Origin of the sequence: Chryseobacterium sp. AG363, from assembly GCF_003610675.1 — a bacterium.
Lineage (GTDB): Bacteria > Bacteroidota > Bacteroidia > Flavobacteriales > Weeksellaceae > Chryseobacterium > Chryseobacterium cucumeris.
Genome location: NZ_RAQF01000007.1, coordinates 168,625 through 184,206 on the forward strand (window position 1 = coordinate 168,625; position 15,582 = coordinate 184,206).

General features: G+C 37.0%; 15 protein-coding genes. 9 read left to right on the plus strand and 6 right to left on the minus strand.

The genetic code is table 11. From position 1 onward, the window contains the following. Nucleotides 1-23: 23 nt before the first annotated feature. Nucleotides 24-1,031, minus strand: coding sequence for a catalase (locus DEU39_RS22355; RefSeq protein ID WP_120233421.1), 1,008 nt, complete (start codon nucleotides 1,029-1,031; stop codon nucleotides 24-26). A gap of 296 nt (nucleotides 1,032-1,327) precedes the next feature. On the opposite strand from DEU39_RS22355, the gene DEU39_RS22360 reads away from it, so the two are divergent. The 5 genes from DEU39_RS22360 (at nucleotide 1,328) to DEU39_RS22380 (ending at nucleotide 5,237) form a co-directional block, all read left to right on the plus strand. Next, the gene (locus DEU39_RS22360) at nucleotides 1,328-1,762 is read left to right on the plus strand and encodes an FKBP-type peptidyl-prolyl cis-trans isomerase (RefSeq protein WP_052198510.1); all 435 of its coding nucleotides are present in this window, start codon (nucleotides 1,328-1,330) and stop codon (nucleotides 1,760-1,762) included. Between the two features lie 143 nt (nucleotides 1,763-1,905). Continuing rightward, a complete protein-coding gene (locus DEU39_RS22365; protein WP_062675518.1) occupies nucleotides 1,906-2,856 on the plus strand; it encodes a hypothetical protein in 951 nt (316 codons plus the stop codon). 65 nt (nucleotides 2,857-2,921) lie between these two features. After that, nucleotides 2,922-3,332 carry an Rrf2 family transcriptional regulator gene (locus DEU39_RS22370; RefSeq protein ID WP_076596660.1) on the plus strand — a complete coding sequence of 137 codons (411 nt, stop codon included), beginning with the start codon at nucleotides 2,922-2,924 and terminating at the stop codon, nucleotides 3,330-3,332. 61 nt (nucleotides 3,333-3,393) lie between these two features. Then, nucleotides 3,394-4,047, plus strand: coding sequence for an NAD(P)-dependent oxidoreductase (locus DEU39_RS22375; protein WP_120233422.1), 654 nt, complete (start codon nucleotides 3,394-3,396; stop codon nucleotides 4,045-4,047). Nucleotides 4,048-4,064: 17 nt separating this feature from the next. Next, nucleotides 4,065-5,237 carry an MBL fold metallo-hydrolase gene (locus DEU39_RS22380; protein ID WP_120233423.1) on the plus strand — a complete coding sequence of 391 codons (1,173 nt, stop codon included), beginning with the start codon at nucleotides 4,065-4,067 and terminating at the stop codon, nucleotides 5,235-5,237. Nucleotides 5,238-5,549: 312 nt separating this feature from the next. Here DEU39_RS22380 and DEU39_RS22385 read toward each other — a convergent pair whose 3' ends face one another. Then, the gene (locus tag DEU39_RS22385; protein ID WP_082798828.1) at nucleotides 5,550-6,581 is read right to left on the minus strand and encodes a M23 family metallopeptidase; all 1,032 of its coding nucleotides are present in this window, start codon (nucleotides 6,579-6,581) and stop codon (nucleotides 5,550-5,552) included. Between the two features lie 224 nt (nucleotides 6,582-6,805). Here DEU39_RS22385 and DEU39_RS22390 point away from each other — a divergent pair, with 224 nt between their 5' ends. After that, complete coding sequence (locus DEU39_RS22390; RefSeq protein ID WP_062675514.1) at nucleotides 6,806-7,846, plus strand: NAD(P)H-dependent glycerol-3-phosphate dehydrogenase; 1,041 nt, start codon at nucleotides 6,806-6,808, stop codon at nucleotides 7,844-7,846. 76 nt (nucleotides 7,847-7,922) lie between these two features. Here DEU39_RS22390 and DEU39_RS22395 read toward each other — a convergent pair whose 3' ends face one another. From DEU39_RS22395 to DEU39_RS22405, 3 genes are read right to left on the minus strand one after another with little or no spacing between them, the layout of a single operon-like run. After that, the gene (locus DEU39_RS22395; protein WP_147367636.1) at nucleotides 7,923-8,666 is read right to left on the minus strand and encodes a hypothetical protein; all 744 of its coding nucleotides are present in this window, start codon (nucleotides 8,664-8,666) and stop codon (nucleotides 7,923-7,925) included. 38 nt (nucleotides 8,667-8,704) lie between these two features. Then, nucleotides 8,705-9,526, minus strand: coding sequence for a hypothetical protein (locus DEU39_RS22400; RefSeq protein ID WP_062675512.1), 822 nt, complete (start codon nucleotides 9,524-9,526; stop codon nucleotides 8,705-8,707). A gap of 15 nt (nucleotides 9,527-9,541) precedes the next feature. Beyond that, nucleotides 9,542-10,645 carry a hypothetical protein gene (locus DEU39_RS22405; protein WP_147367637.1) on the minus strand — a complete coding sequence of 368 codons (1,104 nt, stop codon included), beginning with the start codon at nucleotides 10,643-10,645 and terminating at the stop codon, nucleotides 9,542-9,544. 501 nt (nucleotides 10,646-11,146) lie between these two features. Here DEU39_RS22405 and mqo point away from each other — a divergent pair. From mqo to DEU39_RS22420, 3 genes are all read left to right on the plus strand, one after another. Then, entirely contained in the window at nucleotides 11,147-12,652 is a 1,506-nt protein-coding gene (mqo, locus tag DEU39_RS22410) for a malate dehydrogenase (quinone) (protein WP_062675510.1), read from the plus strand. A 67-nt stretch (nucleotides 12,653-12,719) separates the two neighbouring features. Continuing rightward, nucleotides 12,720-13,121, plus strand: a complete 402-nt coding sequence (locus DEU39_RS22415) for a hypothetical protein (RefSeq protein ID WP_034693615.1) — start codon at nucleotides 12,720-12,722, stop codon at nucleotides 13,119-13,121. 1 nt (nucleotide 13,122) lies between these two features. Then, nucleotides 13,123-13,989, plus strand: coding sequence for an AadS family aminoglycoside 6-adenylyltransferase (locus tag DEU39_RS22420; RefSeq protein WP_120233426.1), 867 nt, complete (start codon nucleotides 13,123-13,125; stop codon nucleotides 13,987-13,989). Between the two features lie 2 nt (nucleotides 13,990-13,991). Here the strand turns inward: DEU39_RS22420 and DEU39_RS22425 are convergent, their stop codons facing one another. After that, on the minus strand, nucleotides 13,992-15,572 hold the full coding sequence (locus tag DEU39_RS22425) for a GMC family oxidoreductase N-terminal domain-containing protein (protein ID WP_120233427.1): 1,581 nt from the start codon (nucleotides 15,570-15,572) through the stop codon (nucleotides 13,992-13,994). Between the last annotated feature and the right edge of the window lie 10 nt (nucleotides 15,573-15,582).

The following is a 15,582-nucleotide window of genomic DNA, read 5'->3' on the forward strand; positions in this document are numbered from 1 at the left end:
ATCATTCATAACTCATCATTATTTTAACTGTTTTTCCCATGCAGTAACTTATTAATTTTCCTTCTGGTCTGCACAGAAACTTTATAAGCTTCATCACGCAGCTTTTGTATTTTTCCTACAGGCTGAAAAAATATTTTACTCTCAAAAGGATTGAATGAAAGAAGTTCAGTGTTGCAGTTACGGGAATCCAGCAAAGAATCTTTGTCGATTTTTACTTCGCCGATTTTAATAAAAGGAGCATTTTTCCATTCTACATTCAGTTTGTTGACAGGCTGGTCTTTCAGGTCATAACATATCTGTATCAAGACATCTGCAGTAAAGTCATGGGTTTGCAAATAGTTTTTTAAAGAATCCTTGACCTTTTGTTTTTTTCCAATGTTCTTATCCACAGATTGAGGAGAAAGTTTTATTTTGATGATATGATCTCCAAGCCGGTAAGCTCCTATAGAATGATAGTCGAAGGAAAGAATAAAATCATTTCTTTTACGAAGGAGTTTAATCATATTACGAATCATATCAGCTGTTAGCAGGGAAGGAGTCATTTTAATCATCTGAAGCAGCAAGATAAACAAACTGCTCCATTTTTTGGTGTAAAATCTGTTGACCGCCGTAAACAGTTTCAAAAAATTTGAAACAGAATTTATAGGAAACAGGGGAAAATTCACCAATGGATAATTGGCAAGAAGCCCACCGTTTTCATCCTTGATCTGCACTGCAAAGCCGTAGGCAGGAATATCCTTTCTTGTATTCTTAATTTTCAGCTGAGCATTGGAAAACCGTATAGTAAGATCAAATTTTTCCTTATCAAAAAAAGGCTGCAGTGATTCAGGAATATCAGGTTCTATCCTGAATGTACCTTTTGCTGCCGCATACGTTTTGGCATGGGCATTTCTGGTAGCATAATTGACATCGCTGATGGAAGAGGATTGTTCAACAAAATCTGCTATTGTTTTTTTATTGATTTCCAGAAGCTTTTTTTCCTCTTCATTCAGTTCATCAAACTTCTTATTATATTTTAGTGGATTTGGCATTTAGTTTTTAAAATCCAATTATAACGCCAAGTTTCGAAATCTGTGTTAAATAAGTATTACAATTATTTGAATTTTGTGGAAAAGATCTTTGAAAATCAAAAATGTAAGACTATATGATTAATGATTATTGAAAAATAATCTTTTTAACTTTTTGATTATTAGTGTTTATTTATTTTTAATGAGAATGAATTAAAGTCACTTTGTTTGAGAGGAAAATTCTTCAGGCTTTTAAACTTCGCTTATCGTGCTCCCATCTTCCAAACCCAAAAAGCCTTATCTTTGTAAAAAATTATAATATGGGAGTAGCAGATATGTTATTTAAACGTAAAAAAGAATTAGCAGAAAAAAACCTGAAAGACGGTAAAGAATATATGGAAGAGTATGGTAAAAGAGAAAGCGTTGTGCAGTTACCAAGCGGCTTACAGTATGAAATCATTACAGAAGGCGACGGCCCGAAACCAGGACCCAAATCTACTGTAAAATGCCACTATCACGGAACTACTATTTCCGGGAAAGTATTTGACAGCTCTGTAAAAAGAGGTACACCTGCATCTTTCCCTTTGAACAGAGTGATTTCAGGATGGACGGAAGCTCTTCAGTTGATGCCTGTCGGAAGTAAGTGGAGATTGATTATTCCTCCGCACTTAGCATACGGAGATCAGGAGATCAGCAAGGAAATAGGACCAAACAGTACTCTTGTTTTTGAGGTTGAATTACTGGATATTAAATAATCCTTCTTAAAAATAGATTAAAAATTTACCTGATTTCAGGTAAATTTTTTTATTTGTACTATATTCGTATGGATGAATTGTAGAATGAAGAAGAAAAAAGAGATGATTTTACAATACGTCCGGGCAACACAAAATATGACTGTATGAAAAAACTTTTTTACCTTTTGATTGTTTTCGGGCTTCTTACTTCCTGTGTTTCCAGGAAGAATCAGGCTATTCAGCAGAATATTCTTACCCTGAAAGACAGCTACTGTAAAGCGCCGTTCAAATATAACTACAGCAACAAACTTCCGTCTTATAATTCAGATTCTATACTGGCAGCCAATAAAGAATTAAAAGAGGTCTTTTCTGACCAGAGTATCCTCATCTTAAACGCACTGGATAATTTAGATGAGGTTCATGAGATTATTGATCTTAAAAAAGACTCATCCCTTGCTTCCCAGATTAAAGTCTTACAGTTGAAGACAAAAATAAACAGCAAAATAACGATTGCTCTTACGGAACTGGATGCAGTAGCTGCAGAGTTTGACTGTGAAGGGGAAAGAGTAGCCCAGATTGGAAATTATGTGGATAATCTCAACTCATCAAGAAATAACAAACTTATTTTATATTCAATCGTTGCTGGAGCAGCCGCTTCCATAGCAGGAGGAATTGTACATGATCAAGGCTGGAGTAATGCCATTGATATAGGCGGAGGGGTTCTGGGAGCAGGTTTTGGACTGGCAACCCTTAATCCAAAAGGGAAAAAGGTAGAGTTTATTCACCAGAGAAACCTTTTGAGAGATATCTGGAAAGAAAAATTAGAGTCTCCGAATTTTCCCCCTTTTATCTGGTATATGTACACAGAGAAAAAGTTTTCCAACAGAGAAGAACACTCCATTATCGGAAATATGAAATTAAGATGGCTTCATTACCAGTTTGATGACAATAAAGAAACAGCAGATAAGTCTGTAATCTTCAGTGATGGAGGGTTTTACAGAGCAGACGATCTTCATAACCGCGCTGCCATGCTCAATCAGATGCAGTCGGCCACACGTACCATTAATCAAAATATCAATTATTTGTTGCTGGATCTGGATAAATTAATTCTTTAAGAAAAAATTAACTGTAATAAATTTTGTTACATTTAAAAAATGTGTATCTTTGCAAAGTAATTACAATGAACAATACAAGATTTGCTACGGCAGTACATATAATGACACTATTGGCGAAAAGCCCTCAGGAGTGGCTTACTTCTGACTGGATGGCCGGTAGTATCAATGTGAATCCGGTGATTATCCGAAAGGAGATCAGCGTATTGAGAGAAGCAGGTCTGATTATCAGCAGACAAGGAAAAGAAGGAGGAAGTCAGCTTGCAAAAAATGCTGAAATGATCACAATTTCCGAGATCTATAAAGCAGTAAAAAATACAGAAGTATTAGGCAAAAAAAATCAGAATCCCAATCCCGCGTGCAGTGTTGGAAAGGAGATCAACAATCATTTAAATACATTATTTGAAGAAACAGATCAATTGGTGGTAAACTTTTTAGGAGATAAGTCATTACAGGAATTCACTGACCAGTTCGAATAAAAAAATTTCATCTTAAATGTAACAAAATTTATTACAGTTTAATTAAAAAAAATAAAACATTATGAAAAAAGTAGCAGTAATCGGTGCAACAGGATTTGTAGGAGCACACGTAGTATCAGAATTAGCAGAAAGAGGATATGCGGTGGAAGCATTGGTAAGAGATGCATCAAAAGTGAAAACACAGGAAAATGTAACTGCAAAAAGTGTTGATGTAAACAATGTAAGCGAACTGGCTGAAGCATTGAAAGGAAGTGATGCAGTAATCAGTACATTCAATGCAGGATGGACCAACCCTAACCTTTACAACGATTTTTTAAACGGTTCTGAGAACATTGAAAAAGCTGTAGAACAGTCGGGAGTAAAAAGACTGATTGTAGTAGGTGGAGCAGGAAGCCTTTACACACCCGATAACGTACAAATTGTAGATACTCCTGATTTCCCTGAAGCTTACAAACCTGGTGCAACAGCAGCAAGAGATTATCTAAACAAAATCAAGGAAAATAATACGTTGGATTGGACATTCTTCAGCCCTGCTATAGAAATGAACCAGGCGAATGTAGGAGAAAGAACAGGAAAATACAGAACTTCACTGGAAACTCCGGTATTTGATGAAAACGGAAGAAGCCGTCTGTCTGTAGAAGACGTAGCCGTAGTTTTAGTAGACGAATTAGAGCAGAACAATCACATCCGTGAACGTTTCACAGCAGCTTATTAATTGATAAAAGAACAGAAATGATACAAAAAAAATTATGGTCGTTATTAGCATTGTTGGGATTCATCAGCATATTTGCAGGGAATCTCAAAGTGAAAGTTTATAATCCGGGAACCAAAGCTATTTTTCCCATTACTTCTACCATTATTTACGGAGATAAAGATGCGATACTGGTAGATGTTCAGTTTCAGAAACAATATGCGGAACAGCTGGTAAAAGAAATAAAAGCAACAGGAAAGAACCTGAAAACCGTTTTTATTTCTCACAGCGATCCTGATTTCTATTTTGGATTGGATGTGATTAAAAAAGCTTTTCCTAATGCTAAAATTATCTCAACGGCACAGACTGCTTACCTTATATCAGCATCAAAAGATGATAAAATGGGAGTGTGGAAACCACAGCTGAAGGCAGATGCCCCATCAGAAATTATAATTCCTGAAGCAGTTACTTCAATTCCTGATCTTGAAGGAAACAAAATTGAAATCAGACAAAATCCTGAAGATCCTGCACATAGCTTTCTTTGGATTCCGTCCATCAAAACCATTGCAGGCGGGATTTCAGTTTCTGTTGGCTCACATCTCTGGATGGCAGATACACAGAATGTCAAAGCCATTGATCAATGGATAGGGCAGATTGATGCTATGAAAGGTTTGAAACCGGAAAAAGTTATTCCTTCTCATTTTGCAGAGCTTTCCACATCACCACAATCTCTTGATTTTGTGAAAAACTATCTGGAAAATTATAAACAGGCAGTTACTGAAAACAAAACTACATCCGCAATTGTAGATTTCATGGTAAAAAAATACCCTGATCTGCCAGGAAAAGAAGAGCTGGAAATGGGAGTAAAGGTTTATCTTAAAGAAATGGACTGGGATCTTAAATCACCCTATCCGGCAATAGGACAAAAAGTGGAAGTGGACTTTGGAGAAGTTAAATTCGTTCTTGATTTTAAAGATAATAAAACCATGACATTCACAGGAACAGCCGGAAGTTCAAAAAACAGTACGGACACTGTAGAATATACTGCAGTAGAAGTAGCAAAAAATGTTTTTATGATCTACTGGCATGAGCCACACCTTGGTTTCAATGTAACCCATATTCAGGATTATAATAAAAATATCATCTTCTCGAATATTGCAGGTCCCGACGGTACATTTACCCACCCGAAAGGAACGCTTAAAATTTTAAAATAAAAAGACAGCTGCATTGGCAGCTGTCTTTTTTGTATCATAATAGTTACAATAAAATATCACTAAAGCTCATCAAATCAGCTTGCTGATTCTAACTTTGCCTCTTTAGCCTCAAAAGAAAGCAAATTAAAAACTTTGAATTAAAATAATCTCTCGCAGATTTTATAGATTTTGAAGATCTATGATCATGAGAATTATATTAGTGATTGGTTATATTCGTGGAACTATTCGTGTTCTTCGTGTTTAAAAAAGGTCTTTAAATGAATACTCTATTTTGTAAAACTAAAAAACTGTCTCATGAGAGACAGTTTTCTTTTATAGATTCATAAACAATTTCGGGTTAATCGGAGTATTGTTTTTGTGTACTTCATAATGAAGATGAGGTCCTGTAGAACGCCCGGAATTTCCGGATTTTGCAATGACCTGACCAACTTTTACTTTATCATTTACTTTTGCAATAAGCTGAGATAAATGTCCATATAAAGTAGCCAGCCCGTTTCCGTGAGAAACAATTACACAGTTTCCATAGCCTCCTTTTTGTCCGGAAAAAATGATTGTTCCGGCAGCAGCAGCTCTTACATCAGAACCATAGGCAACAGCAATGTCCAGTCCTTTATGGAACTGCATCTGATCAGCTTCAGCAGGTGGATTGTTTTTTTCAGCGACAGCAGTTTTAGTTGCAGGCGTTCCGGAAGCAGCTTTTGTTGTGGTTGCAGGAGCAGAAGTTGCAGCTACAGGAGCCGTTTTTGGGGTTACCATTACTTTTACTTCTCTCTTATTTCCATAGCTGTCTGTAAGTTCTATAATTTTCTCAACAGGTTCAGCTTTTACTTCAGGCTTAGCTGCTGCCACTACTGTTGGTTTTGCCTCTGTTGCTGCACTAGATCTTACCGAAGCAAAAACAGTTTTGAAAGGAATAGGATTTTTTCTTATCCCGAAATTAGAGGAAATATAGCCATCAGTAGGCATTCCTAAGGGAACCTGCATGAGTTTTTTCTGAAGATCCATCAGATATTGGCTGTATCGGTTAGCCTGTTTGGAAAGATAAATAGAGTTTGAAATACTGTCCTGGTTGAGCATCATTAGTTTTTCATTAGTGATGTCTTTGGACTTCAGGAAGGAGTTGAGCTGAGCAACGGTTTGATCTACAAGAGTAAGATCACTTTTCATTTTTAAATAATCTACACTGTCTTTTTCAGTGTTTATTTTTACAAGGTTTACTTCGTAGGTTTTGTCATCTCTTTCAGAAAAGAGTTTGGCAATGAATACACCTTGTGCAAAAACTACTAGTAAAAGTCCTCCCAGGAGAATGTTTACGTTCTTCTTGCTGTTTAGAAATTTTTTCATATTTCTTCTCTTAGTAAGTTAAAACGGTTTTGAAGCTGCAAATTTAATTAAAAATAAGCTTTGTGAGTTATTTTTAATTAAAATTCAGTTTTTTCTGTATTTAACGGCTAATTAGCTATTTAATTGTGTTGTAGTGTTAATTTTTTCAGAAAATGGTTTTTATCATAGTTTCAAAGCCTGCGTTACGTCTTTGTTTTAATATCTTTGCAGTTCACATTCCAATTATGGCTAAAAAGAAAATTATTTCAGAATCTTCGAATCCAAAAAAGAATAAAAAGGATATTTCTGTAGGAGTTGTAGGAAGCGGAAGTTTTGCAACCGCTATTGTAAAAATGCTTGTTGAAAACTGCAAAGTAGTACACTGGTGTGTAAGAAATGAATTTGTAAAAGGAGCTATTGAGCTTCGTGGACATAACCCAACTTATCTTACGGCTGCCCATTTTAATCTTAAAAGTTTAAAACTGACAACAGATATTAACGAACTGGTTACTGCCTGTGATGTTATTGTTCTTGCAACACCGTCTATCTATCTGTCTGATACGTTGGATAAAATGACCTGTGAATATTCAGATAAGATCTTTATTTCAGCAATTAAAGGAATTATTCCTAAAGTAAATGACGTGGTAGCGCACTATCTGCGTGATGAATTTAAAATTGGTTTCAGAAATCAGGCCGTTATTGCAGGGCCATGTCATGCTGAAGAGGTGGCTATGGAAAGACTTTCTTATCTTACTATTGCGGCTGTAGAAGATGAGACTGCTGAAAAACTTGAAGGAATCTTCAGTTCAGATTTTATTAAAGTTCATACAAGCAAAGATATTTTAGGAAATGAATACAGCGCCATTCTTAAAAATATTTTTGCCATCGGAGCGGGAATAGCAAGTGGATTGGGTTATGGTGATAACTTTACAGCAGTCTTTGTTTCCAATGCTATCCGTGAAATGGAAACATTCCTGGAAGCGATTTATGAGGCACCAAGAGACGTGAATGAAAGTGCATATCTGGGTGACCTTTTGGTAACGGCATATTCACTTTTCTCAAGAAACAGAAACCTTGGAAACCTTATTGGGAAAGGATATACCGTAAAATCTGCCATTCAGTCTATGAACATGGTAGCAGAAGGATATTACGCTGCAGATTCCATTTATAAAACGGCAAAACAGAAAAATCTTAAACTTCCGATTATTGATACCGTATATGCTATTTTGTATGAAGGTAAAAATGCTGAAAAGCAGTTTAAAAAATTGACCGCAAAATTGAATTAAAAAACAGGACTTTAAAAATTAAAGTCCTGTTAAACATAAATAATGAAACTTAAGCATTTTTCATGCTTAAGTTTTTTTATAGACTCATCTTGGTAATGACAAGTGATAATGATGATCTTACATTAAGATTACTGGCGGTAAAACCGTTTCCTGTATCAAATTCGAACTTCTGACGGATCGTTGTTGGAGAAGCCAGTGTTAAAAAATAACTTCCCTGGAAAAATGTAAATGAGCTTGATAACTGGCACATTCTGTTGGTTTCCGTAATGGTTGCACTGGTAGCGGAATTAATCAGATAAGAACGGGTACAGGTAAAATTTTGAGAAAGATACTGGGTGTTAGCCGTTCCGTTATTATTATTCGCATTGCTGGAATCCACAGAATACCGTACAATATATGTTCCGGCAGGCAAGGTAATCGTGGAATTATCCGCGCCTAGTGAAGCTCCTGTAATTTTATTCGAAGTAACCGCAAAGTTCCCTAATGTATTATTCGTGCTTCCGGTAGGAATAAGTACTCCCGGACTGATAAGCAAAGACATGATCTGAGGTTCTGAACCGGAAACTATAATACGTTGCCATTGATTTCTTACCCAAACATAATATCCTTTCGGAAAAGTAGATGCTCCTCCGCTATTGTAAATAATAAGCCCGTCTGCAGGATTCACAATGGGAGTGGAGGTACTGTTCAGAACAAGCAGATCATATTGTGGAAGAAGAACTCCTTTATTAGAAGAACTAATGTCCAGAACACTGCTTGAATTAGGCGTGTTTGTATTAATACCAACTTGTGCATTTGAAAAAATGCTTAACAGTATCATACCGATTATGTAAATAGATGTTTTCATTGTGCTATAAATTATTGATTAAGTGCTGATCTTTGAATATCAACTTTAGCATTCGTGATGATGATTTCTCCGTTATTAGGCGTTGTTCCTCCGGATCCGTTCTGGTAAGTTCCTCCCGCATCATGAGCAATGGCAGGAACTAAAAGAATAGGAGCTGCTGAAGTAGTTACAAAAGAGAAACTCATATTCAGAGTATGGGTCTTATTACTGGCAATTGATTGTGCATTGATACTAATTGTTTTACCATATTGATTTCCTGTGGACGGATCAATAAGTTTTACAAGATACTGATGCAGATGAACAGAAGTTCCTCCTATTCCGGCAGTCGTACTTTCAAGAGCTGTTCTGATGTTAAGACATACATTCACCAGATAACCGCTGTTTCCGGGAAGTGTGATAATTCCTGTAGAAGTATTGTATAAAGCTCCGATATCATTAGATACAACAGTAAATGCGGCATCATTGAAATTTTTGTATGTACCGTTGGCAAGACCTCCAAGTATTGAATAATCAGAGGTGCGTTGAAGCATCATATAACTTACCAGGTTATACGTATCAGAAAGCTGAGTCCACATATTGCTTTTCCAGATATAAAGACCGGGGCTAATGGAGTTCCCTTTATTATAAACAACCAGTCCTTCTGCCGGATTATTTACCGGAGAGGTATTATTCAAAACATCTATAATATCTACTCTTGGCAGAAGTACTCCTTTATTGGTGGTCTGTGAAACTTCCAGCACAGCTGAGCTGTTTACTGAGGTTTTCCCAATAGCAACCTGCGCATATATGGTATGAGCTATAATCAATAATAGCAGGATATAACTTTTTTTCATATGTTGATTGTTTTTTTATAGCTGAGATATTTTAATATAAGAGCCAGTAGGAATTACATTCACAAGATCGTAGAATGTACTGTTCTGCATTCTTCCAAGATTGAGTCTTAATCCTCCTATAATATTGGCGTTCACATTAGCCGGAACAGTGTAATAATAGGACCAGGTGGCAAGATGATTGGTGTTGACTTTAGAAACAATAGGAACTTCTTTCCTTGTAGCACCTCCTCCGGTAAAGGTATTCGTTGTATTATTATAGGTATCGTTGATGAAATCTATAAAATATCCCATCAGATAATAAGTACTCCCGGAAAGAGGTGCTGTACCTCCCTGTCCGGATGGACTTTCCTGAGGTGAATTTAAATTCAGGTTAACCTCTACCAGATATTTTCCCTGTGGAAGAATCAGGGAATATCCTCCGGAAGTGTTCGGAAGAACTTTAAATCCACTGATATTTGATACCCCCGAAACGGCAGGATTATTAACTATAAGCTGAGTGCTGGCACCTGCTATCGCATTGTCAAGAGCCGATAGTGATCCGGTAAAATCAAGATAGGCAACCTTGGGAGTGTTTTGTGCATCAATTGTGCTTTGCCATGAATTGGTCGTGCTATTAAAAAAATGAAGAGCTTTGTTGTTACTGTTAGTTCCTCCATTGAATCCAATAAGTCCATTGGCAGGCGAGACAACAGGACTTGTCGTACTGGTTAGGTTAGCAATATTCAGGTTGGGGAATAATACTCCTTTATTACCTCCGGAAACAGTTACTTTAGGAGCTGTAGTATAGCCACTACCTCCGTTGTTAATCGTTATACCTGTTAGCTGACCGTTGGAAATGACTGCTGTAGCACGGGCTTTTGAACCTCCATTCACCACAGATCCTCCTCCATAAAAATTAATTGTTGGTACCGAAGTATAGCCGCTTCCTCCGTTGCTGATGGTAATCCCGATAACAGCACCTCCCGAAATGGTGGCTGTAGCTGTAGCTGGGGTTCCACTGAAGTTCTCAATGTGCAGAATAGCACTGGGGTCCGGTGTGGACGTGTTGATTCCTACACTTCCGCTCTGGGCAAATCCCATTGTAGCGAACAATGTACTCGCGAAGTTAATAATTCTCATCTTTAGTATGTTTATGAAATAATTTTAATTAAATACTTGTTGGAATAGGTATTAAATCAATTGAAAGGTACGTAAAAAAAACAGTTTTTCAATGTGGCATGTATAGAATTGTATCTATAAAATTGCATATTTATCAATAAAAAGTGATATTTTATAATTTTAGTATAATTATTTGTCACTTGTTGTTGATAAAATAAAATAGTGTAAATAGTTATGATTGCAGTATTTAATATGATGAACTTAAATAAACTTAAATTTTTTAAAATTTTTACTCTTGAATTATTCATTAATTAGTTACCATTCAGTGAAATAAAAAAATAAAAAATTAATATTTTTATAAAGAAATATTTTACATTATCAATCATTTCAATGGGACTTTATTGAAATTTTCCATGGTTTTTTGTTGTGTACTCAATAAGTGTTTTGAACAAAAAAATAACGTGTTAAAATCGTTCCGCTTTTTAAAACTTTTCCCGAAATTTGAAGTAAAATTTTAAAATTATGTCACAATCGCTTACAAGCAGAACACCGAAACCTAAATACGACGTTGTACTGATAGGCGGCGGAATCATGAGCGCCACTTTAGCAACGCTGCTTCATGAATTTGATCCAAATCTTGAAATCGCTATCTTCGAAAGACTCGGAAGGTTTGCCAAAGAAAGTACAGCTGCATGGAACAACGCCGGAACAGGACATTCCGCTTTTTGTGAGCTAAATTATACTCCTGAAAAACCAGACGGATCTATTGATATTTCCAAGGCAGAAAGCATTGCAGAGCAGTTTGAAATTTCAAAACAATTCTGGTCTTATCTGATTACCAAAGGATATATCCGTGAGCCTAAAGAATTTATCAATTCCTGTGCACACATGAGTCTGGTATTCGGAGAAAAAGATGCTGAATACCTTAAAAAGCGCCACGATAAAATGGCAGAATCTGTCCTTTTTTCAGGAATGGAATTTTCTACAGATCATGAAAAGCTTAAAGAATGGATTCCTTTGGTGATGAGCAAAAGAAATCAGTCTGAAGTAATGGCTGCAACGAAGATGGATATGGGAACAGATGTGAACTTCGGAACATTGACGAGAAAAATGGGAAGACATCTTCTGGAAGATTCCAATGTTGAGGTTTTCTTATACCACGAAGTAAAAGATATCAGCCCTAGAGAAAACGGGACATGGGAAATGAAAGTGAAAGACAGAATCCATAGCCATAAACAGGAAGTGGTAGCAGATTTTGTATTTATCGGTGCGGGAGGATACGCGCTTCCGTTACTGGACAGCTCAGATATTAAAGAAAGTGAAGGATACGGAGGTTTCCCGGTTTCCGGCCAATGGTTGGTCAGTCATAATCAGGAGCTGGTAGAAAAACACCATGCTAAAGTATATACTCAGGCTACGGTAGATGCTCCGCCAATGTCTGTTCCACACCTTGATCTTAGAATCATCGATGGGAAAAAAGCCCTTCTTTTCGGACCCTTTGCAGGATTTTCAACTAAATTCTTAAGAGAAGGAAGCTATCTGGACCTTCCTGAAAGTGTTAATACCAAAAACTTAAAATCACTTTTCGGAGCATGGTGGCACAACATTCCATTAACGAAATATCTGATCCAGCAGGTTGCCATGACGAAGTCTCAGAGAATGCAGCATTTGAGAGAATTTATAAAAGATGCTAAAGAAGAAGACTGGGAACTGAAAGTAGCAGGACAGAGAGTTCAGATCATCAAAAAAGATGAAAAAGAAGGAGGTAAGCTGGAGTTCGGAACCGAAGTTGTGGTGAACAAGTCTGGAACCATTGCTTCTTTATTGGGAGCTTCACCAGGTGCATCCACAGCAGTATATGCCATGCTGAACGTGCTGGAAAAATGCTTCCCTGAAAAACTGCATGGAGAATGGAAAGGAAAGCTGCTTGAAATGATTCCTTCTTACGGACAAAAACTGGCTGATAACCCTGAGCTGACCCATGAAGTACGAAATTACACCAAAGAAAAATTAGAATTAGAATATTAACATCAATAATGAGCAATAAGTAATAATCGCTATTACTCATTGCTCATTACTTATTACTCATAAAAAGGTGGAAGAAGTAATTGTAAAACCAGTCATTGCAAAGGAAATCCTGGAATCTCTTCAGGCGAAAACAGAAGAGGAGAGGCAGGTTATTGTACACTGTTGCTTTCCGGCGTCACCGTTTCTGGGAAACCTGATTAGGATCTGGCATTCGACCTATCTTTTTGACAACCAGTCTGAGCATAGAAGCAAAATGATTCATGCGGAAAATATTTCAATTTCGCCCTATTGGACACCAGTTCCCTTTATGAAAGACTTTTGGTTTACCCTTATATTTTCAGGTCTCCCGAAAGACTGCAAAAGTTTTGATCTGAAAGAAGTTATTCCTGAGGAAGGAGGATTCTTTGTAGAATCAATCAAGAGAAATTCTTCTGACGTATATCGTGTAAAAATATCAGAATCTTATTAATATGAAAGTAAGGGAAGAAAAGCTGGAACAGATTATTCACTGGGCTGAAAACAATCCTGATATCCGTGCTGTTCTCCTGACCAGTTCATTGGTAAATCCTTATGCTCCGGTAGATGATTTCAGTGATCTAGATGTAGAACTTGTTTTTGGTAACAGAGCAACTTATGAATCCGGAAATGAGTGGATCAGACTCTTTGGTGAACCTATTTCCATGATTGAAGAAGACGATCGTGTTTTTGCCGGAAGGCATGCTATGAAAATGGTGTTGTACAAAGACGATGTGAAAGTTGATTTTAAGCTGTATCAGGTAGCAGAGTTTATTGAAGAAATTAAAGAAGAAAATCTTCCTGAAGACTGGGATGTAGGGTATAAAGTTTTAGTAGATAAAGATGACCTGACTAAGAATCTGAAACCACCAACGTATCAGTCAATCATGATTCAGAAGCCAAAGGAAAAAGAATTTCAGCAGCTGATGAATGATTTTTGGTGGGATACAACCTATGTTGCAAAGTGCCTGAAGCGTGGAGATATTTTTTATGCCAAATTTATGTCTGAAAACATTCTCCGCACAGATTATCTCGTCCCTTTGATTGAGTGGCATATTGCCGGAAATCATGAGTGGAATAATATCACAACCAATAAACACGGAAGGCTTTTCAAAAAATACCTGTCCGCTGATCTATGGAATAAAGTGGAAAAAACTTTCTCAGGAAGTAATATTGAAGAAAACTGGAATGCATTGTTTGCCTATGCAGATCTGGTTCATGAGTTGGGAACTTCACTGGCTGAAAAGCTTCATTTTATCTATCCGTCAAAGCTGGAGGATGATATTCGGAACTATCTTAAGAATGTGAAGACAATGTCTTAATTTCAGGCAAATTCATTCTGTTTAATAAGGTTTTCAATACAATATTCTGCAATAGCCGTAATAGTTACAAACGGATTCACACCAATGGTTCCCGGAATTAAAGATCCGTCCAGAACATAGAGATTTTCATGATCTTTGAGTTTTCCATATTCGTTGGTTGCTTCTCCTAAAACACACCCGCCAAGCGGATGATAGCAAATATCTGCTCCAAAACCATTATCGAAAAGAAGATGACTTCTGGTACCGCCATTGGCTTTATTCATTTTCCGGATAAAATATTGGGCATTTTCTTTCATTTTAACAGTATTGCTTTCGTTCCAATTCAATGTAAGAGACTGGCTGGCTTTATTGTATGTGACTTCACCTTTTTTCTCAACTCTGTTGATAAGCAGATACAAAGCGGTAGCGACATCCATTCCCATAGGCAAAGGAGCAATTTCTGTGAAAAACGGATGTTCAGGATCATCCCAGTTATCAATTCCTCCCACAGGGATAGTAGATTGCTTAGCTCCGGTGCCACCAGACAAAGGCTTCACCCAGTTTCGCCCCGTCATAAAATTTCCGTTATTTCCCCAGTTTTTACCAATCTTTTCATGGATGGGAAATCCGTTCTCTGCATGAGATTGTAACAGAAGTTGTAAAGTGCCCATTGTTCCTGCAGAAAGAATCAGTTTTTTACAGGTAAAGACTTTGTCAGTAAGCAAAGCACCTGAAGTATCAATCTGCTGGACATTCAATGTATAGCTTTTGTCATCATTCAAGTGAATGGTCTGGACACGATGAAGATCAAGGATTTCCAGATTTCCGGTTTCAAGGGCTTTTCTGAGATAGGTTTTATCTAAACTGTTTTTCCCGTGATTGTTTCCATAAATCACTTCAGTATTAAGAGCTGAACGGGGAACTTCATTCCGGAATTCTTTTTCCATGTATTTAAAGTCATACACATTGGGAACCCTTATTGTTTTAAAACCAGCTTTATGGGCTTCTTCTTCACCTACCCGGGTGAATTTATAATAAGGACAGTCTTTCAGAAACTGTTCGTCAATAACATTTACTTTTAGTTCTTCCTGTACCAGAGGAAAATAATGATTATAAAATTTTTCAGCATCAAGATCAGGAAAAACCTCTTTGAAATAGCTTTCTTTGGGAGTAACAGCCATTCCGCCGTTCACCAGAGAACCTCCGCCAACCCCTCTTCCTGCCCAGATTTTAATATGATCAAAATCCAGACGGTCCAATGTTCCGGTAAAAGGAGTTAGCGAAAAGATATTCATAAAAGGAGCAATGCTTTTGTTTTTCAGCCATGCAGAACTTTTTCCGGGTTTCAAAAGATTAGAAAATGGAATTCCTGCTTTTTCCCAGTTAAGACCCATCTCCAGCAGTACTACTTTTTTTCCGGCTTCACACAGGCGAAGGGCAGATACAGCACCTCCATATCCACTGCCAATAATAACAATCGGAACATCATGGTATTCCTGTATCTGATTGTTTCTTCTTTCCGAAGCATGAAATAATTCAGATTGAAGAAAATAAAATCCCGATATTGCCAGAGCACTGGTCTTAATGAAGCTTTTTCTGTCCATGAGCATTCTT

Excerpts from the sequence above, each read along its gene's own strand:
- DEU39_RS22355 (WP_120233421.1), bottom strand. The coding sequence starts at position 1,031 with ATGCCAAATCCACTAAAATATAATAAGAAGTTTGATGAACTGAATGAA.
- DEU39_RS22360 (WP_052198510.1), top strand. The coding sequence starts at position 1,328 with ATGGGAGTAGCAGATATGTTATTTAAACGTAAAAAAGAATTAGCAGAA.
- DEU39_RS22365 (WP_062675518.1), top strand. The coding sequence starts at position 1,906 with ATGAAAAAACTTTTTTACCTTTTGATTGTTTTCGGGCTTCTTACTTCC.
- DEU39_RS22370 (WP_076596660.1), top strand. The coding sequence starts at position 2,922 with ATGAACAATACAAGATTTGCTACGGCAGTACATATAATGACACTATTG.
- DEU39_RS22375 (WP_120233422.1), top strand. The coding sequence starts at position 3,394 with ATGAAAAAAGTAGCAGTAATCGGTGCAACAGGATTTGTAGGAGCACAC.
- DEU39_RS22380 (WP_120233423.1), top strand. The coding sequence starts at position 4,065 with ATGATACAAAAAAAATTATGGTCGTTATTAGCATTGTTGGGATTCATC.
- DEU39_RS22385 (WP_082798828.1), bottom strand. The coding sequence starts at position 6,581 with ATGAAAAAATTTCTAAACAGCAAGAAGAACGTAAACATTCTCCTGGGA.
- DEU39_RS22390 (WP_062675514.1), top strand. The coding sequence starts at position 6,806 with ATGGCTAAAAAGAAAATTATTTCAGAATCTTCGAATCCAAAAAAGAAT.
- DEU39_RS22395 (WP_147367636.1), bottom strand. The coding sequence starts at position 8,666 with ATGATACTGTTAAGCATTTTTTCAAATGCACAAGTTGGTATTAATACA.
- DEU39_RS22400 (WP_062675512.1), bottom strand. The coding sequence starts at position 9,526 with ATGAAAAAAAGTTATATCCTGCTATTATTGATTATAGCTCATACCATA.
- DEU39_RS22405 (WP_147367637.1), bottom strand. The coding sequence starts at position 10,645 with ATGAGAATTATTAACTTCGCGAGTACATTGTTCGCTACAATGGGATTT.
- mqo (WP_062675510.1), top strand. The coding sequence starts at position 11,147 with ATGTCACAATCGCTTACAAGCAGAACACCGAAACCTAAATACGACGTT.
- DEU39_RS22420 (WP_120233426.1), top strand. The coding sequence starts at position 13,123 with ATGAAAGTAAGGGAAGAAAAGCTGGAACAGATTATTCACTGGGCTGAA.
- DEU39_RS22425 (WP_120233427.1), bottom strand. The coding sequence starts at position 15,572 with ATGGACAGAAAAAGCTTCATTAAGACCAGTGCTCTGGCAATATCGGGA.